Origin of the sequence: Stenotrophomonas sp. ZAC14D2_NAIMI4_6 (genome assembly GCF_003086875.1) — a bacterium.
GTDB lineage: Bacteria > Pseudomonadota > Gammaproteobacteria > Xanthomonadales > Xanthomonadaceae > Stenotrophomonas.
The window spans coordinates 4,385,421-4,403,171 of the sequence record NZ_CP025996.1 but is presented as its reverse complement, the minus strand read 5'-3'; the positions used below and the strand labels follow the sequence as shown (position 1 = coordinate 4,403,171).

13 protein-coding genes and 1 pseudogene are annotated in these 17,751 nt (G+C 69.8%); 3 read left to right on the top strand and 11 right to left on the bottom strand.

Going from position 1 to position 17,751, the window contains the following annotated elements; genetic code table 11:
• Genes C1933_RS19925 through C1933_RS19905 form a run of 5 tightly spaced genes read right to left on the bottom strand, consistent with a single transcriptional unit; the run spans position 1 to position 3,085 of the window.
• Positions 1-312 carry an STAS domain-containing protein gene (locus C1933_RS19925; RefSeq protein WP_108751409.1) on the bottom strand — a complete coding sequence of 104 codons (312 nt, stop codon included), beginning with the start codon at positions 310-312 and terminating at the stop codon, positions 1-3.
• Positions 302-967, bottom strand: a complete 666-nt coding sequence (locus C1933_RS19920) for an ABC transporter substrate-binding protein (RefSeq protein ID WP_108754656.1) — start codon at positions 965-967, stop codon at positions 302-304. Before C1933_RS19920 ends, C1933_RS19925 begins: the two co-directional genes overlap by 11 nt.
• Positions 964-1,488: an outer membrane lipid asymmetry maintenance protein MlaD gene (mlaD, locus tag C1933_RS19915; protein WP_108751407.1), complete on the bottom strand. Its 525-nt coding sequence runs from the start codon at positions 1,486-1,488 to the stop codon at positions 964-966. Before mlaD ends, C1933_RS19920 begins: the two co-directional genes overlap by 4 nt.
• 59 nt (positions 1,489-1,547) lie before the next feature.
• Entirely contained in the window at positions 1,548-2,297 is a 750-nt protein-coding gene (locus tag C1933_RS19910; protein ID WP_108751406.1) for an MlaE family lipid ABC transporter permease subunit, read from the bottom strand.
• A complete protein-coding gene (locus tag C1933_RS19905) occupies positions 2,297-3,085 on the bottom strand; it encodes an ATP-binding cassette domain-containing protein (RefSeq protein WP_108754905.1) in 789 nt (262 codons plus the stop codon). The genes C1933_RS19910 and C1933_RS19905 overlap by 1 nt, the downstream gene beginning before the upstream one ends.
• A gap of 194 nt (positions 3,086-3,279) precedes the next feature.
• Here C1933_RS19905 and recC point away from each other — a divergent pair, with 194 nt between their 5' ends.
• From recC to recD, 3 genes are read left to right on the top strand one after another with little or no spacing between them, the layout of a single operon-like run.
• Positions 3,280-6,621 carry an exodeoxyribonuclease V subunit gamma gene (recC, locus tag C1933_RS19900; protein WP_108754655.1) on the top strand — a complete coding sequence of 1,114 codons (3,342 nt, stop codon included), beginning with the start codon at positions 3,280-3,282 and terminating at the stop codon, positions 6,619-6,621.
• Positions 6,618-10,262, top strand: a complete 3,645-nt coding sequence (recB, locus tag C1933_RS19895) for an exodeoxyribonuclease V subunit beta (RefSeq protein WP_108754654.1) — start codon at positions 6,618-6,620, stop codon at positions 10,260-10,262. Before recC ends, recB begins: the two co-directional genes overlap by 4 nt.
• Positions 10,259-12,085: an exodeoxyribonuclease V subunit alpha gene (recD, locus tag C1933_RS19890; protein ID WP_108754653.1), complete on the top strand. Its 1,827-nt coding sequence runs from the start codon at positions 10,259-10,261 to the stop codon at positions 12,083-12,085. Before recB ends, recD begins: the two co-directional genes overlap by 4 nt.
• A 209-nt stretch (positions 12,086-12,294) precedes the next feature.
• On the opposite strand, the pseudogene C1933_RS19885 reads toward recD, so the two are convergent.
• The 6 genes and pseudogenes from C1933_RS19885 to C1933_RS19860 form a co-directional block, all read right to left on the bottom strand.
• Positions 12,295-12,387, bottom strand: a pseudogene (locus tag C1933_RS19885) (IS3 family transposase); the annotation flags it as partial.
• A gap of 240 nt (positions 12,388-12,627) precedes the next feature.
• A complete protein-coding gene (locus tag C1933_RS19880) occupies positions 12,628-13,026 on the bottom strand; it encodes a hypothetical protein (RefSeq protein WP_108754652.1) in 399 nt (132 codons plus the stop codon).
• A gap of 94 nt (positions 13,027-13,120) precedes the next feature.
• Positions 13,121-15,160: an FUSC family protein gene (locus tag C1933_RS19875; protein ID WP_108754651.1), complete on the bottom strand. Its 2,040-nt coding sequence runs from the start codon at positions 15,158-15,160 to the stop codon at positions 13,121-13,123.
• Between the two features lie 3 nt (positions 15,161-15,163).
• Positions 15,164-16,624 carry an efflux transporter outer membrane subunit gene (locus C1933_RS19870; protein ID WP_108754650.1) on the bottom strand — a complete coding sequence of 487 codons (1,461 nt, stop codon included), beginning with the start codon at positions 16,622-16,624 and terminating at the stop codon, positions 15,164-15,166.
• Positions 16,621-17,535: an HlyD family secretion protein gene (locus C1933_RS19865; protein WP_199911394.1), complete on the bottom strand. Its 915-nt coding sequence runs from the start codon at positions 17,533-17,535 to the stop codon at positions 16,621-16,623. Before C1933_RS19865 ends, C1933_RS19870 begins: the two co-directional genes overlap by 4 nt.
• A complete protein-coding gene (locus C1933_RS19860) occupies positions 17,532-17,741 on the bottom strand; it encodes a DUF1656 domain-containing protein (protein WP_108754648.1) in 210 nt (69 codons plus the stop codon). Before C1933_RS19860 ends, C1933_RS19865 begins: the two co-directional genes overlap by 4 nt.
• Between the last annotated feature and the right edge of the window lie 10 nt (positions 17,742-17,751).

The following is a 17,751-nucleotide window of genomic DNA, read 5'->3' as shown; positions in this document are numbered from 1 at the left end:
TCAGCTCGCAGCAGAAGGTGCGGTGAAATCCAGGGTGGGCGACAGCCGGTAGGCCGCGCTCAGTTCGTTGTAGCCGGCCGGGGCGCCGGCGATGGCCAGGGTATGGCCCTGTGCGCGTGCACGTGCGGCCAGTTCGGCCAGCAGCGCCAGACCGGCGCTGTCCACGCGTTCCACGTCGCCCAGTTCCAGCCGTGCCAACTTGGCCGGCAGGGCCTGCAACTGCGGCCAGAGGGCGATGACCGCGGCGCGGTCCAACACCCCGCGCAGGCGCAGGGTGTCGCCTTCCAGCAGCGCCAGCGGTTTACTTGCCATTGCCCGCCGGCCCGGCCTGCATGCTGCCGCTGCGCAGTTCGCTGGCCACCTGCTTGATGCCCTTCTGGCGCAGCGGCGCGTCGAACTGGTTACGGAAGGTCTGCACGTAGGAGATGCCTTCGATGTTGACGTCGAAGATCTTCCACTGGCCGCCCACGTTGCGCATCCAGTACTCCACCGGGGTGCCCTCGGCACCGGCGCGCACCAGTTCGGTGGCCACGCGCACGCCGCGGTTGCCCGGCAGCGGGCTTTCGCCCTTCAGGCGGAAGCTGGGCTTGCCCTGGATGTTCAGCAGGGTCGAGCCGTAGCGCTGCATCAGGCTGTCGGCCATGGCATCGGCGAACAGCTTGATGTCGGCGTCGGAGGCGCCGCGGGCGTGCGTGCCCAGCACCAGGCGCGCGGCGTAGTCGCGGTCGAAGGTGCGGTTGAGCTCGCTGTCGATGTAGCTGCGCAGGCTGGCCGGGTTGCTGCTGAACTCGCTGCGGCGCTGCTGCAGGGTGTTCAGGATGCGGGTGCTGGCATCAATGACCACCTTGCCGGCCTGGCCCTGCGGGGCGGCCACGGCCGGTGCGGTGGACTGCTGTGCCTGGGCCAGCAGCGGGCTGGCCAGCAGCAGCGAGGAAGCGAGCAGGGCCGGGATCAGTTTCGTCTTCATGGTTGCGGTTCCGTTGCAGGCGCGGGGGCGCTCTCGTTGGATTTCTGGTCGGCACCGCCACCGGCGCCGCCACTGAACATGTACTTGCCCACCAGCTGGATCAGATCGACCGCCGGCTGGGTGAAGACAATCTCGTCACCGGCCTTGAGCACGTCCGGATCGCCGCCCGGCTGCAGGCCGATGTAGCTTTCGCCCAGCAGGCCGCTGGTGAAGATGCCGGCCGAGGTATCGGCCGGCAGGTCCTTGATCTTGCTGTCCATGCGCAGGGTCACGATCGACTCGAACTTCACCGGGTCAAGATCGATGGCCGCTACCTGGCCGACCGTCACACCGCCGATCTTCACCGGTGCCTGCTTGCGCAGCTGGCCGACCTGCGAAAAGCGCGCCTTCAGCTCGTAGCCCTGGCTGCCCCAGCTCCAACGCTGGTTGGTGGAGGCAACGGCCAGCACCATGAGCGAAGCCAGGGCCAGCAGCAGGAATGCGCCGACGGAGAATTCAAGTCTGGGACCGCGGATGGCCATGTGGAATACCTGATCGTCTCTGGGTGGCAGCGCGCCCTGCGCGCCGCCGGTGGAAAGGGTTACGTGAACAGCATTGCCGACAGCACGAAGTTGAACATCAGCACCAGCAGCGAGGCGTTCACCACCGCACGGGTGGTCGCCACCGAGGTGCCTTCGATGGTCGGTTCGGCGTGGAAGCCCACATACGAGGCCACCAGCGCGGCGGTACCACCGAAGATGGCCGACTTCAGCATTGCCACGCCGAAGTCGTCCCAGAAGTCCACGCTGTTGCGCAGCGCCGACCAGAACACGCCGTTGTCCAGGCCCAGCACGTGCACGGCCTCGAAATAGCTGGCGCTGATGGCCAGCGAACAGAACACGCCGGTCAGCAGCGGCACGGTCAGCACCGCTGCCCAGAAGCGCGGGGCCACGGCCTTGGCCACCGGGTCGATGGCCATCAGTTCCAGCGCCTTGATCTGGTCGGTGGCGCGCATCAGGCCCAGCTCGGCGGCGATGGAACTGCCGGCGCGGCCGATGAACAGCAGCGCGGTCAGCACCGGCGCCAGCTCGCGGTACAGCGACAGGCCCAGCAGCGTGGACAGCGCGTCGGCTGCACCAAAGGTGGTCAGCGTGCGGTAGCCCTGCAGGGTCAGCACCAGGCCGACGAAGGCACCGCCGACGGCGATGATCGGCAGCGAGCGCGCGCCGATCTTGTAGATCTCGCGGGTAAGCTCGGCCAGGAAATCACGGGTGGGCAGCGAACCGCGCAGCACGGTCAGCGAGAACAGACCGGCGCGGCCCAGCGAACGGGTGGCTTGCACGAACGGCATCAGGCGACCCTCGCCCGCGGCGCAGCGTCAAAGGGAATGGGGCCGTCGGGCTGGCCATGCAGGAACTGCCGCAGCAGCGGGTCCTGGCTGGTCTGCAGCGCTTCGGGGCTGCCCTGGAACACCACCCCGCCGTTGGCGATGGCGATGACCTGGTCGCAGATCGGCAGGGTCTCGTGCACGTGGTGGCTGACGATGATGCTGGTCAGGCCCAGGCTGTGGTTCAGCCGCTGGATCAGGCTCATGATCACCCCCGAGGCGATCGGGTCCAGCCCGGTCAGCGGCTCGTCGTAGATCATCAGCGGCGGGTCCAGGGCCAGCGCGCGGGCCAGGGCCACGCGCCGCGCCATGCCGCCGGACAGCTCGCGCGGCCAGGCATCGGCGGCGGCCAGCAGGCCTACCGCGTGCAGCTTCATCTGCACCAGCCGGCGCAGCACCGGCGCCGGCAGGCGGGTGTGTGTGCGCAGGGGCAGGGCGACGTTCTCGGCAACGGTCAGGTCGGTCAGCAGGCCATTGCCCTGCAGCAGCACGCCCACGCTGCGGCGCATGTCCAGCAGTTCGGCGCTGCCCTGCGGAATGGGCTTGCCGAACAGGGTGACCTGCCCGGACACCGGGCGCAGTTCACCGGTGAGGGCGGCCAGCAGGGTGGACTTGCCGCTGCCGGACGGGCCGAGCACGGCGGTTATGCTGCCCTGCGGAACCTGCAGCGATACATCGCGCAGGATCGTGCGCCCGCTCCGGTCGATGCGGACGTTGGACAACTGCACCAAGCTGGAGGCGGAAGCCGACATGGGCACCATTAACGTTTTTTCGACAGGGCAGAATCGGGCCAGCCGGCTGAACATAAGCGGACTGGACGGTGCAGTATTGTGGCACGCCATGCCACCCGCGCGGCCGGGACAATGCCGCGGTACCCCGGAACAATCCGTACCGGTCCTGCCAGTACACCATTGAATAGCGGCGGTCGTGCGGCACACTGTGCACGATGAGTGACCCCGGCAACGATTTCCGTCTCTACCATTCCAACTCCCTGGATGTGCTGGCCGCGCTGCTGGCGCGCAACGTGCGTGCGCCGGTTCCCGGCCAGCCGCTGCTGGCCCCGGAGGTGGTGCTGATTCCCCAGGTGGCCATGCGCCGCTGGCTGCAGGCCACCCTGGCGGCCGAGTATGGCGTAGCGGCGAACCTGGAGTTCCTCACCCCGGGCGAGTTCGTTGCCCGCGCCCTCAACGCGAACGTGCCCGGCGAAGCCGACGACCTGGACGCGGCCGGGCTGCACTGGAAACTGTACCGCGCCCTGCGCGATCCGTCGCTGTTGGCCCAGCCGGCGATGCGCGCGCTGCAGTCCTACCTGGCCGGTGGCGACACCCTGAAGCCGTGGGCGCTGGCCGGCGAACTGGCCGCCGTGTTCGAGAAATACCAGGCCTGGCGCCGCGACTGGCTGCTGCGCTGGGATGCCGGTGCCGACCCGGACGATCCGCAGGCGATCCTGTGGCGGACCATCGCCCATGGCCAGGGGTACCGCGCGCGGCGCATCCAGGACTACCTGGACCGCTACGAAGGCGCGGGGAAACCGCTTCCGCAGGGCCTGCCACCGCGCCTGTCGGCCTTCGCGACGTTGAACATCTCGCCGGACGTGCTGCGGGTCATGGCCACCCAGTCGCGCGTGGGCGAGCTGCACTTCTATATGCCGACCCCGGTGCAGTCGTACTGGGGCGACCTGCAGACGCTGGCCGAGCGCCTGCGCAGCGGTGCACCGGACCCGTTCGGCGAAGCTGCCGGCGAAAACCGCCTGCTGGAAGCCTGGGGTGCGGCCGGCCGCGACTTCATGGCGGTGCTGGGCAGTTACGAGGTGGTGCATCCGGCCGGCGAGATCGCCGCCTATTCCGACCCGGAAGAAGACACCCGGCCCACGTTGGCCGAAGGCGGCCTGGCCGACAGCCTGCTGCACCGCCTGCAGCGCGATCTGTTCCACCGCCGCGCATTGCCGTCGGGAGAACTGCGCGATGGCCTGCACAGCGATGACCCGAGCCTGCAGGTGCACGCCTGCCACACCCGCCTGCGCGAACTGCAGGTGCTGCACGACCAGCTGCGCGCGCTGCTGCAGGACCCGCGCTTCGATCCCCCGCTGCAGCCGCGCGACATCGCGGTGCTCGCGCCGGACATCGACCCCTACGTGCCGTACCTGGAAGCGGTGTTCGGCGGCCGCAGCGGCGAAGAAGACCACATTCCCTATGCATTGGCCGACAGCAGCCCGCTGGCCGGTGAACCGCTGGCCGATGTGTTCGTGCACCTGCTGGGCCTGCCGGTCTCGCGTTTCGGCCTGAACGAGATCCTGGATCTGCTGGCCAGCGCGCCGCTGGCCGAGGCCGCCGGCCTGGAGGCGGTGGATTTCGACCGCCTGCACGGCTGGCTGCAGCAGGCCGGCGCGCGCTGGGGCATCGATGCCAACCACCGCGGGCAGATGCAGGCACCGCGCGATGACGCCTACACCTGGCAGTTCGCGCTGGACCGGCTGCTGCTGGGCCACGCCACCGGCAGCGACGTCGATCTGGCCGGTGTGGCGCCATGGACCGAACTGGAAGGCGGTGCGCTGGACGCGCTGGACCGGCTGCTGCGCCTGTTGCGTGTGCTGGCGGTGTACCAGCGCCGACTGGGTGACACGCTCACCCCGGCACAGTGGCGCCAGCGCCTGCTGGCCCTGCTCGATGCGCTGCTGCCCGAAGCGCCCACCTCACCCAACAGCCAGCGCGCACTGGAGCGCCTGCGCAAGCTGCTGAACCAGTTTGCCGACGATGCCACCCGCGCCGGCTTCGAAGAGGGTGTGCCACCGGAGGTGGTGCGTGCGCACTTCGCCGGTGCGCTGTCCGAAGCCGATACCCGCGCGCCGCTGCTGACCGGTGGCATCAGCTTTGGCCGCATGGTGCCGATGCGCCTGCTGCCGTTCCGGGTGATCTGCGTGCTGGGACTGAACGATGGCGACTTCCCGCGCCGCGACCCGGCTGCCGGCCTGAACCAGCTCACCGCCGAACTGGATACGCCGCGCCGCCGCCCGGGCGACCGTTCCACCCGCGAGGATGACCGCTTCCTGTTCCTGCAGTTGTTCGCCGCCGCCCAGGACGTGTTCTATCTGAGCTACCTGGGGGCGGACCCGCGCGATGGCAGCGTGCGTGAACCTTCGGTGCTGGTCAGTGAACTGATCGACGCCGCGGCCGCCTACCACCAAGACCCCGCCACGGCCACGCGTGACTTCACCGTGCGCCACGCGCTGCAGCCGTTCTCGCCGGCTGCGTTCGGCGAAGGCGATGGGCGCCGCTTCAGTTACCGCCGGCAGTGGCACCCGGCCGCCGGGCGCCTGTCCGGCCAGCGCAGTGGGCTGCCCGCGTGGTTCGACGCGCCGCTGCCACCACCGCTGGACGATGCGGTGGAAGCGGAGGTCGCACTGGATGCGCTGCGCCGCTTCCTGTGCGACCCGGCCGGACAGTTCCTGGCCCAGGCACTGGGCCTGCGCCTGGCCGACGAGGTCGAGGAGGTGGACGACCTGGAGCCGCTGGTGCTGTCCTCGCGCGGGCCGGAAAAGCGCAGCGTGCAGGCCGCCGTCGTGCGCGCCACCCTCAGCGGCGATGCCGAGCCGCTGTACCCGCGCCTGCGCGCGCGCGGCCTGCTGCCGTCAGGTGCGCTGGGCGAGCGCCAGTTCGAAGCCGAACAGCTCAAGACCCGCCCCTATGCCAGCGCGATGCTGGGCTGGATGCGGGGGCAGCCGTTGGAAAGCCGTCGCTACGACGTGGATATCGACGGCGTGCGCCTGCACGGCCGGGTGGCCGACCGCCACCCGGAGGGCCTGGTGCGCCTGCGTGCCGGCACGCTCAACGGCAATGCGGTCATCCGCCAGGGGCTGGATTGGCTGCTGGCCAACGCCGCCGGCGATGCGCTGCCGCTGGTGCAGTTCCACGATGGCGGCGACGCCGGCCCCGGCCCGCACCTGCTGCCTGCGCTGAGCGTGTCCTCGGCGCGCGCCGCCCTGCGTGCGCTGCTGCAGCTGCGCCAGCGCGGCCTGCGCGAGCCGCTGCGCTTCGCCCCGTACACCGGCTGGGTGCTGTTCACCGCGCCCGTGGAAAAACAGCGCAGCGAAGGCTGGAAGCAATGGCACGGCAGCGACCGCAGTTGGGGCGAAGCGAACAGCGATGCCTGGCAACTGCTGTTGCGGGGTGCCGATCCCTTTGCCGATGACGACAGCTATGCCGATCTGCTGCGCAACAGCCAGATCGTGTTCGGTGCGGTACGCGACGGGCGTGGTCCCGCTGGCACCAGCAAGGAGGCCGACGCATGAATACCCCCGTTGATCCCTACCTGCTGCTGCCGCTGCACGGTATCGGCCTGATCGAGGCCAGCGCCGGCACCGGCAAGACCTTCACCCTGGCCACCCTGTTCACCCGCCTGGTGGTGGAACAGCGCCTGCGCATCGGCCAGATCCTGGCGGTGACCTTCACCGATGCGGCCACCCAGGAACTGCGCAAGCGCATCCGCGAGCGCCTGGCGTTGGCCGCGCGGCTGGTGGACCTGCCGCCGGCCGCCGACGAGGCCCCCGACGCGCTGCTGACCCGGCAGGTGCTGCAGCGGCACCTTGATGGGGGCAGCGAAAGTGCGGCCGCCCTGCAACGCCGGCTGCAGGTCGCCGCCGACGAGATCGACCTGGCCTCGATCTTCACCATCCATGGCTTCTGCACGCGCGTACTGCGCGAATACGCACTGGAAAGCGGGCATACCTTCGATCCGCCGGAACTGCTGGCCAGCGACCGCGAACTGCTGGAGGAACTGGCCGCGGACCTGTGGCGCGTGCACGCCAACGACCCGGCCACGCTGGAACCGCTGACCTGGCTGTGGTCACACCCCGATGCGCTGGCCTCGGACCTGCGTGCGCTGCTGGCCTCGCCACCGCTGTACCCGCGCCCGCAGGCGGTGGCGGTGGACGACCCGCGCCCGGCGCTGCAGAGCGCGGCGGCAGAACTGTCGCTTGCCGTGCGCGAGCATGGCGAACAGTTCTTCCTGGATCTGTGCGAAGCGGTCGACAACAAATGGATCAACGGCGTGTCCTACAAGCTGGGCTGGCTGCACCCGCTGGGCCGGCAGCTGCTGGCCTGGGGCGAGCGCGGCGATGCGACCGAACTGCTGTCCAGCGAGCGTCTGCCGGCCCTGCTGCCCGATGCGCTGGCGGCCAAGACCAACAAGAAGTTCGTCGATCGCACGCCGTCTTCGCCGCTGCAGGCACCGCTGCAGCGCTACGTGGCGCTGCTGGACCAGCGCGAGCAATGGCTGCGCGGCACCGCACTGAACTTCCTGCATGCCCTGCGCGAGGAGGCCGCCCAGCGCCTGGCCGCACTCAAGCGCACGCGCCGGGTACAGACCTACGACGACCTGATCGACGGCGTGGCCCAGGCCTTGGAGGGACCGCAGCGCCTGGACCTGGTGCGCAAGCTGCGCCAGCAGTACCGCATCGCACTGGTCGATGAGTTCCAGGACACCGACGATCGCCAGTGGGGCATCTTCCACACGGTGTTCGGCGATTCGGCCGAGGTGCAGAGTTTGGACCTGGCGCCGGCGCTGTTCCTGATCGGCGACCCGAAGCAGGCCATCTACGGTTTCCGCGGCGGTGACATCCACACCTACCTGAAGGCCAAGCAGGCCGCGCAGCCGGCGCCGCCGCTGGACCAGAACTTCCGCTCGCGGCCCTCGGTGCTGCGCGCACTGCAGGCGCTGTATGACAACGGCGGCGACGAGGCCTTCCTGGAGCCGGGCATCGGCTTCGAGCCGGTGCGCCCCGGTGGCGTGCGCAGCGATGACGATTACCTGCGTGATGGTGCAGCGGCACCAGCGCTGACCCTGCGCGTGCTGCGCAGTGACGGCGACAAGGCGATGGGCGCCGACGCCTCGCGCGCGGCGGCCACCCAGGCCTGCGTGGCCGCCATCCACCAGACCCTGGTCGACGCCCGCGCCGGCACGGCGGTGCTGCGGGGGCGGCCGGTGCAGCCCGGCGATATCGCCGTGCTGGTGCGTTCGCACCGCGAGGCGACCCTTGTGCAGCGCGCGCTGGCCGCGGTGGGCATTCCCGCCGTGGCCGCCGGCAAGCAGAGCCTGTTCGCCACCCGTGAGGCCCGCGATCTGCGCGCGTTGCTGCTGGCCTTGCTGCAGCCGGCCGACGAAGGGCGGCTGCGCGCCGCGCTGGCGACCGTGCTGCTGGGCCAGCCCGCCAGCGCCATCGCCAGCATGGAGCGCGAAGGCGACCTGCAGCGTGGCTTCCAGACCCAGCTGCTGCATTGGCGCGAGCGTTGGCAACGCGGCGGCCCCTTCGCCGTGGTGGCCGATGTCTGTGCCGCGCAGGGCGAACGCCTGCTGGCGCTGATCGATGGCGAGCGCCGGCTGACCAACTATCTGCAGCTGGGCGAACTGCTGCAGGAAGCCTCGGCGCAGGCACTGGGCATGCATGGCCTGCTGGACTGGCTGCAGGGGCAGATGGTCCATGCCGACCAGAACGACGAACAGCAGCTGCTGCGCCTGGAATCGGATGCGCGGCGGGTGCAGATCATCACCCTGCACAAGAGCAAGGGCCTGGAATACCCGCTGGTGTACCTGCCGTTCGTTGGCATCGACGGCGGCGCGCCCAACAACGCGGCGCACTGCACCGTGCACCTGGACGGCCAGCGCCAGCTGCACTGGAAGCTGCACAAGGACGAGGCCTGGGAGGCCGCCAGCGGCCAGCGCGAACGCGAACAGCGCGCCGAGGACGCCCGCCTGCTGTACGTGGGCCTGACCCGCGCCGAGCACGCGCTGTGGATTGCCATCGGCGACCTGGCCGGACTGGGCAAGACCCGCCTGGCGCCGCTGCTGGGCGATCTGCAGACCCTGCGCACGCATGCCGACGTCTGCATCGACGACAGCGCGCCGGTGCTGCGGCTGCCGCAGTTGCCGGCGGAACAGGAAGGCGACCTGCCGGCCGTGCGCAGCCTGACCCGGCGCGTACCACACGACTGGTGGGTATACAGCTTCACCCAGCTCGCGCACGCCGATGCCGGCAACGATGTCGAAGCGGCCGCCACCGAACTGCCGGCACCGGCCGCCGATGAACCGGCCGGCGCCGAACTGCCGCTGGAACCGGCTCTGCCCGAAGCGGCCGCCGTCGATGCCGATAGCGTGCCGCCGGACCCGCGCTTCATGGGCAGTCGTTTTGGCAACGTGCTGCATGAGGCGCTGGAGAACGTCGATTTCGCTGCGTGGGGTAGCTGGACGCCAGACCAGCCCGCGCCCGAAGGGCAGGCCGCGCTGCTGCGCAAGGCGCTGCACGATGAAGGCTATGCCGATCAGGACCTGGACGATGGCGTGGCCGTGCTGGTGCCGCTGGTGGGCCACACGCTCACCGTTGGCCTTCCCGAGGGTGGTGCCCTGCACAGCCTGGGCGAGGGCGAACGCCGCGCAGAAATCGAGTTCCACTTCGCCATCGAACCGACCAGTGTGCCGGCGCTGCTGCAGCTGCTGCACGCCCATGGCATTGCCAGCGCACGCCGTGGCTTCGGCCTGCGCCGCCGGCTGGAAGGGCTGATGACCGGCAAGATCGACCTGACCTATGTGCGCGATGGGCGCTGGTACGTGCTCGACTACAAATCCAACCGTTTGCCGGGCTACAGCCCGGACCTGCTGCAGATCGCCATGCGCCACAGCGAATATGACCTGCAGGCGCTGATCTACACCGTGGCCCTGCACCGCTGGCTGCGCTTCCGCCTGGGCCGCGCCTACGACTACGCGCGTGACATGGGCGGCATCCGCTACCTGTTCTGCCGCGGCCTGGACGGCCATGGCAACGGGGTCCATGTCGACCGCTTCGCACCGGAGCTGGTGGATGGGTTGGACGCGCTGTTTGCCGGTGGCGACGACGCCCATGCCGCACTGGCCGCGCGCGCCATCGGAGCCAGCGCATGAGCACCAGCCTGCTGAAACAGCTGTACGTGGGTCGCCACCTGCGAACGCTCGACCATGCCCTGGCCACCAGCCTGCTGCGGTTGCGCGACGATACGCCCGATGCCGTGGCGGTGGCTGCCGCGCTGGCCTCGCTGGCGGTATCGCAGGGCCATGCCGGTTTCGATCCGGCGCAGCCCGGTCGCCTGATCGAGGGCGTGACCGCGTGGCCGCCGCCGCCGCAGTGGCTGGCCCAGCTGCGGGCCTCGCCCTGGGTGGCACAGCCCGATGACCCGGACGCCGCTGCCGATGAGGCACCGCTGGTGCTGGAAAACGGCCTGCTGTACCTGCGCCGCTACCGCGAATACGAGCGGCAGCTGGCCGCCGGGCTGCAGCGCATCGGCCGGCACCCGCTGCCGGCGCCGGACATGGCAGCGCTGGCGCCCTTGTTCGCGCGTCTGTTCCCCGCCGCCGCCACGCAGGAAGACCACCAGGCACGTGCGGCCGGGGTGACCCTGCGCCACCCGCTGGCGTTGGTCACCGGCGGCCCCGGTACCGGCAAGACCACCACCATCGCCCGCCTGTTGCTGCTGCTGGCCGCGCAGGCCCTGCAGGCGGGGCAACCGGCACCGCAGGTGGCCCTGGCCGCGCCCACCGGGCGTGCCGCCGAGCGCATGGCCGAAAGCCTGCGCCTGGCCGTGCAGCGGCTGCAGGAAGCAGGGCTGGACCCGGCGCTGTGTGCGGCATTGCCGAGCACCGGCACGACCTTGCATCGCCTGCTCGGCGTCATTCCCGATTCGCCGCGCTTCCGCCACCACGCCGACAATCCGCTGCCGGTGGATGTAGTGGTGGTGGACGAAGCCTCGATGATCGATCTGCCGCTGATGGCCAAGCTGGTCGATGCCATTGCCAGCGGTACGCGGTTGATCCTGCTGGGCGATCCGGACCAGTTGCCCTCGGTGGAAGCCGGCGATGTGCTCAGCGCGATCCTGCGCGCCAGTGGTGATGGCACAGGCACCCGTGTCGACGACGCGCAGGCCCTGCACGGCCTGCTGGCCGCGCCCACCCTGCAGCCGCAGGCGTCGCCAAGCGCCTTCGCCGGCCGCCGCGTGCAGTTGCAGCGCGGCTATCGGCAGAGTGATGCGCTGCAGCTGGCACCGCTGGCCCAGGCCGTGCGCGAGGGCGATGCCCGCACCGCGTTGTCGCTGCTGCGCGACGGCAGCCTGTCGGGCGTCAGCTTCCACGAACACGATGCCGATCCGCTGCGCGGCCAACGCGAGCACCTGCTGTCACACTGGCGCGCGCTGGCCGACGCCGCCGATCCCGGCCGCGCGCTGCAGCAGGCCGGTCGCCTGCGCGTACTCACCGCGCTGCGCGAAGGCCCGCAGGGCGCGCGCGGTCTCAACAGCCGCATTGAGCAGCTGCTGGCCGGCAACACGCCCGGTTACTTCCAGGGGCGTCTGCTGCTGATCACCGAAAACAGCTATCGGCACCGGCTGTTCAACGGTGATATCGGCATCTGCCTGCGCGACCCGCAGGGTGCGATGGCGGCCTGGTTCCCCGGCGACACGCTCGACCAGCCCCGCGCCTTCCATCCGGCCGCACTGCCCGCGCACGAAAGCGCGTTCGCGATGACCGTGCACAAGGCTCAGGGTTCGGAATTCGATGAGGTCTGGCTGCAGTTGCCGCGGCAGGACAGCCGCGTGTTGTCGCGAGAGCTGGTCTACACCGGCCTGACCCGCGCCCGCCAGCGCCTGCACCTGGCCGGCAGCGAAGACGTGCTGGTGGCGGCGCTGAAGCGCCACGCCAGCCGCCTGGGCGGCCTGGCCTGGCGGCTGGGTGCATGACCGGGGTTGCGCCGGCGCATACCCTGTAGAGCCGAGCCACGCTCGGCTGATGGATCTGAGTCGAGCATGGCTCGACTCTACAGAAGCGTTCTGGCCACCGGGAAATTGTCGAAGGCGGGGTGGGTCCGGTTGAGGGGGTGTGAGCGGCATGGATGCCGCGACCAAGCCCCCATGGTGAAATGACCCCCTGAAGTTGGACAGGTGGGGGATCAGGCGGCCAGCGCGGCCTGCTCCCGGTACTGTACGGGGCTCAAGCCCTTTAGTTTCAAGCGGATACGATTCTCGTTGTAGTACCGGATGTACAACCGCCTTGACCGATGTGGAGGTGTTACAGGCCTCCTTGGCGACCTGTAATTTGAAACAAACCTCATATCTATTCATGCAAACCTCGGGGTCGGATCAGGTGTCCAACTCCCGGGGGTCACTTCATGGATGGGTTTACGGCGTCCCCCTCAACCGGACCCACCCCGCCATCCCACGAAATGCCCGCTTTGACGTTGCCGTTTATTCGGCCGGTGCAGGGCGCCGCCCTGCCGCCACGTTCATTCCGCGATCAGCACCAGGCCATCGGGGAAGACGGTCGCGGCTTCATCGGCGCTGAGATCGAAGAAGCCCACGCCGTGCTGTTCGGCCAGGTCCTGCACGCGGCCATGCGCGCGCTCGGCCACTGAGTAGGCGAAGGCACCGTAGATCACCTGCCGGCCGATGCTGTAATCAGTCACTTCGGGGCGGTCGTCATCATCGCTGCTCAGCGGACCGTTCATCGGCGGGAACTCCCGCGCCATGTCCGCAAACCAGGCCTGCAGCGCCGGGCTGCTGACCGCCGGGTCGTCGTACTCGTGGTTCTCGCCCCATTGCACCTGCTTCTCGAACCAGGCGATGAAGGCCGCCGCCTCGCGTGGCGCCGCGCTGGCCTCGAAGACCATCATGTCGTAACTCATTGAACCGTCCTGTTGTCGGGGCGAAAGGCCGCCGGGCATGGCCCGGCGCTACCGGGTAGCGATGGTAGCGCCGGGCCATGCCCGGCGGATCGCCTTACATGGACGGCGCGCCGGCGTCCGCCACGCCCGGTGCCAGCGCCTTGGCTTCGGGGAACAATGCAAAGCGCACACCAACCAGGCCCATCAGCGCTTCATCGCGCGCCTTGCAGGCGGCCACGTTGCCCACGCGCCCCAGCGAGGCATCCAACCGTTCGCGCAGCGCTTCGCTGGCGGCGATGGGTCGACGTGCCGCCACTTGGCGCCGGTAGTGCGCGGCCAGTTCTTCCAGGATGTGTTCCACCGCTTCGCGGCTGCGCTCCGGCAGTTCCAGCCGGGCCCGGCGCAGCTGCAGGATGTTCAGGCCGATGCGCGCCTCGTTGAGCATGTCCACCGAGGCGATGTCGCTGCCTTCCGGCGTTGCCGCCAGGCGCGGCGCCAGCAGGCCCAGCAGATCCAGCATGCGCGCGGCGAAGCGCTGGCGATCCTGCTGGCCGCGCCCTTCGGCGGCCTCGGCCAGCGTGGTCCAGCCTTGCCGCACCAGCCGGCGCGCGGTCCATTCGGCACCCACCGAACGGAACAGGCGGGTCATCACCACGGCAAAGCCAATACCGATGAACATCGCGATGGACGAGTTCAGGAAGCTCTGGATGTTGGCGCTGTAGGTGTTCTGCAGGCTCAGCAGCGCGGCCAGGTTCACCGTCAGCGGCAGCGCGAACAAGGCGCTCTTGGGGTGGTGCAACAGCAGGCCCAGCGGCAGGAACGTTACCGCCAGCACCAGCGCGAGCAGGCCGAAGTCGTGCACGGCCGGGAATACGCCGAACAGATACACGCCGGCCACCAGCGAAGCGACGATGGCCCAGACCAGGAACGAGACCATGCTCGGCGCCGGATCATCCTGTGCGGCGAAGAAGGCCGCCGTGACCGCCGCCATCATCGCGCCGTTGCCACCGCCCTCCCAGCCCAGGCCAATCCACAGCACGCAGTAGCTCATCAGGGCCACGCCGGCGCTGAGCGCGGAGAACAGCGCCATGCCGTAGTCCACGTGCTTGTCGGTGGCCACGCGCTCGGTGCGGATGCGGTAGTGCGCGCGGTCCAGCGGTGCGGTGCCGTGGTCGATGGCGTGCTGCAGGGTGCGGCAGTCCTGCCACAGGTCCACCAGCTCCTCCAGGCGCAGCAGCAGGCTGGCCAGCTGCAGGTGCTGCAGGTCGCGGTCCACCTGCGGCTTCAGGGCGCTGATGCGGGCGTGCAGGCGCGCATAGTCGCTGGCGCTGGCAGGGGTGTCGATCCACGCGCGGATATCGTCCACCAGTTCCGGCAGGCCCTGCGGCAGTACCTGCCCGTGGCTGCGCAACGCGCTCAAGCGGTCGGCAATGGACGACAGCACCGGCAGCAACAGCAGCATGCGCTCACGCAGCCGTTCCATCGAAACGGCGGAGCCGGCATGGCGTGGATCGTCGCGGCGCAGGAACTCGATCAGGGCCTCGAACTGCACCAGATCGGCGGCCAGCCGGTTGCGCGGTGCATGCGCGCGGCCGCGCTCCAGGATCTGCCGGCACCACTGCGCGGCGTCCTCCATCCAGTTGTTGATGCGCCCGCGCAGCATCGGCCGCACCGAGGCGGGGAACAGCAGCGAAGCGAACAACACCGCCACCACCGTGCCCAGGATGATCTCCTCACTGCGCGCCACCACCGTGTCGAAGATCGCTTCCGGTGAGGTGACGGCCGGGAAACCGATGAAGGCGGTGGTGTAGCCGGCCAGCAGGAACGCATAGCCGCGTGGGCCGCGGTTGAGCAGGGCCAGGAACAGGCAGGCGGCCAGCCAGAGCGACATCGCCGCGCTCAGCACCATCGGCGTTTCCACCAGCGCCGGCAGTACCAGCAGGGTGGCCAGGCCGGCCACCAACGTACCGACAATGCGGTACACGCCCTTGGCCCGGGTCGGGCCCAGCAGCGGCTGGCTGACGATGTACACCGTGCCCATCGCCCAGTACGGGCGGGACAGGTTGCCGGCCATGGCGATGTACAGCGCCGCGATCGCGGCCAGGTAGGTCTTGATCGAAAACAGCCACGCCTGGCGGTCGGTCAGTCCGTCCATCGCTTATTTCGCCGGGGCCTGTGCGGTGGCGGGCGCAACCGTGGTCTGCCAGCCGCCGCCCAGCACCAGGAACAGATGGATCTGGTCGCGCGACACCTGCGCTTCGGCGGCCGCCAGGGTGGCATCGCTGGTGGCCAGGCTGCGGTCGGCATCCAGGCTGGACAGGTACGGCGTGCGCCCACCCTGGTACAGCCGGCGGTTCTGCTCGGCCGCCAGCGCGGCCTGTTGCTGCGCCTCGCGCAGCGACTGCAGGCGGCGCAGGTCCTGTGCATAGCGGTCCAGCGCGGTCTGGGTCTCGCGCAGGGCCTGCAGCACCGCATGGTCGAACTCAGCCAGCGCGGCATCGGCACCGGCTTCGGCGGCGTGGATGCGCGCATGCGTACCCGAAGACGGCAGCGTCCAGGAGATCAGCGGGCCGATCGACCACTGCTGGGTCATCGGCGTGCCGAAGTCCTCCAGAAGGCCAGCCGCGCCCAGCGAGGCGCCCAGGCGGATGTCCGGGTACAGCTCGGCCGTGGCCACGCCGATGCGCGCGGTGGCCGAAGCCAGCTTGCGTTCGGCCTGGCGGATATCGGGGCGGCGCTGCAGCAGGGCGCGGCCATCACCCACCGGCAGCGGCTGCGCAAGGCGCGGCGCATCGGCGCAGTCGATCACCCCGGCAGGCAGCTGGCCAGGGGTCTGGCCCAGCAGGGCGGCCAGCGAATAGGCCGCGGCCGATCGCTGTGCGCGCAACGGCGGCAGCGCGGCCTCCAGCAGGGCGACCTGGGCGTTGGCGCGGGCCAGCTCCGGCGGCGTGCCACGGCCGGCATTGATCAGCCGCTGGGTGACCGAACGGCTGCGCTGCTGCAGCTGCAGCGAATGCTCGGCCACGTGCAGTTCGTGGTTGGCGTGGCAGATTTCCAGGTAGCTGTCGGCCACTTCGGCCACCACGCTCACCTGGGCCAGGTCGCGCGCGGCGGCCACCGATTGTTCGTCGGCGTGCGCCGCCTCGGCACCGCGCTTGAGCTTGCCGAACAGATCGAACTGGTAGCTGACGGCGAACTTGCCGTCGGCCAGGTTGATCACCGGCAGTTCGTGTTCCTGCAGGAACGACTCGGCTGACAACTGTGCCCGGCTGATGCCCGCCTCGGCCTCGTACTCGAAGCCACCGGCATCCATCGCCTGCTCGTACACGGCGGCGGCACGGCGCAGGTGCGCATCGGCCGCCTTCAGCTCGACGTTGTCACGCAGCGCCTGGGTGATCAGCCCGTCCAGCACCGGGTCGTTGTACAGCGACCACCAGCGGTCGGGCAGCGCCTGGTTGGCGGCCACGTCCGGGTTCTGGGTGTCGATGAATGCCGCATTGGCCTGCGGGCGCTTGAACGCCGAGCCTTCCGGCAGGGCGTAATCCGGGCCCACGGTCTTGCAGGCCGCCAGGCTGGCCAGGGCGACGATCAGGCCGAGACGGGGCAGGGTGGTGTTCACAGGCCCGCCTGTGTCGGCGTGGCGCCGGCCTTGTCTGCGTGCTTGCTGTGGGTGTCGACGGTCACCGTTGCGGTACGGCCGGAGATCAGCTGCACGCCTGCGGGGACCTCGTCGATGGCGATGCGCACCGGGATGCGCTGCGCCAGCCGCACCCAGTCGAAGGCCGGGGTTACGTTCGGCAGCAGGCTGCTGCCGTTGCTGCGGTAGCGGTCTTCGATGCCGGCGGCGATGCTTTCCACGTGGCCGGTCAGTGCGATGTCCTCGCCCATCAGGCGGATGTCCACGCGCTGGCCCGGGGCCACGCCACGCAAGCGGGTTTCCTCGAAGTAGCCATCGATGCGGAACGAGCCGGTATCCAGCAGCGCCAGCACCGGCTTGCCGGCCACCACGTAGTCGCCCACCCGCATGGTGCGGTCGTTCACCCGGCCATCGGCCGGGGCGCGCACTTCGGTGCGGGCCAGGTTCAACTCGGCCAGATCCACGGCGGCCTGTGCGGTGGCCAATGCGGCCTGCGCGGCCTGCAGCTTGGCCCGGCGCACTTCGGCGTCCTCGGCGGCCACCAGGTCCTGCAGGCTGCGGTCGCGGCCGATCTCGCGGCGCAGCTGGGCCACCGAGGCCTGGCGTTCGGCCAGGCTGGCGCGGGCCTGTTCCAGGGCGATGCGGTAGCGCGCGCGGTCGACCACGAACAGCAGGTCGCCCTTCTTCACGGCCTGGTTGTCGGCCACGTCCACGGCCTCCACCAGCCCGGAGACATCCGGCGCCACCTGCACCACATCGGCACCGACGTGGGCATCGCGGGTCCACGGCTCATCCATGTAATAGACCCAGAGCTGGCGCAGCACCAGCAGGGCAACGATCACGGCGGCACCGGTGAGCAGCACCGGCAGGGTCTTTTTCACGATCTTGTTCACGATTGCATCCAACGCAGAAGGTGGAACAGCGCACCCAGCACGATGCCGTACAGGGCCAGGTTGAACAGTGGCGGGTGCCAGACATGGCGATAGGCGCCGGCACGCTGCAGCAGCGCGTGCAGGCCGCTGTTGACCAGGTAGGCCAGCAGCATCAGCCCGAGCAGGGTCGGGACGAACACTCCGTGGAGACTGAATTCACCGGGCATCGGTAGGGGG

Bases quoted from the DNA above. Each gene is read 5' to 3' on its own strand.
- C1933_RS19925 (WP_108751409.1), bottom strand. From the start codon at position 312: ATGGCAAGTAAACCGCTGGCGCTGCTGGAAGGCGACACCCTGCGCCTG.
- C1933_RS19920 (WP_108754656.1), bottom strand. From the start codon at position 967: ATGAAGACGAAACTGATCCCGGCCCTGCTCGCTTCCTCGCTGCTGCTG.
- mlaD (WP_108751407.1), bottom strand. From the start codon at position 1,488: ATGGCCATCCGCGGTCCCAGACTTGAATTCTCCGTCGGCGCATTCCTG.
- C1933_RS19910 (WP_108751406.1), bottom strand. From the start codon at position 2,297: ATGCCGTTCGTGCAAGCCACCCGTTCGCTGGGCCGCGCCGGTCTGTTC.
- C1933_RS19905 (WP_108754905.1), bottom strand. From the start codon at position 3,085: ATGTCGGCTTCCGCCTCCAGCTTGGTGCAGTTGTCCAACGTCCGCATC.
- recC (WP_108754655.1), top strand. From the start codon at position 3,280: ATGAGTGACCCCGGCAACGATTTCCGTCTCTACCATTCCAACTCCCTG.
- recB (WP_108754654.1), top strand. From the start codon at position 6,618: ATGAATACCCCCGTTGATCCCTACCTGCTGCTGCCGCTGCACGGTATC.
- recD (WP_108754653.1), top strand. From the start codon at position 10,259: ATGAGCACCAGCCTGCTGAAACAGCTGTACGTGGGTCGCCACCTGCGA.
- C1933_RS19880 (WP_108754652.1), bottom strand. From the start codon at position 13,026: ATGAGTTACGACATGATGGTCTTCGAGGCCAGCGCGGCGCCACGCGAG.
- C1933_RS19875 (WP_108754651.1), bottom strand. From the start codon at position 15,160: ATGGACGGACTGACCGACCGCCAGGCGTGGCTGTTTTCGATCAAGACC.
- C1933_RS19860 (WP_108754648.1), bottom strand. From the start codon at position 17,741: ATGCCCGGTGAATTCAGTCTCCACGGAGTGTTCGTCCCGACCCTGCTC.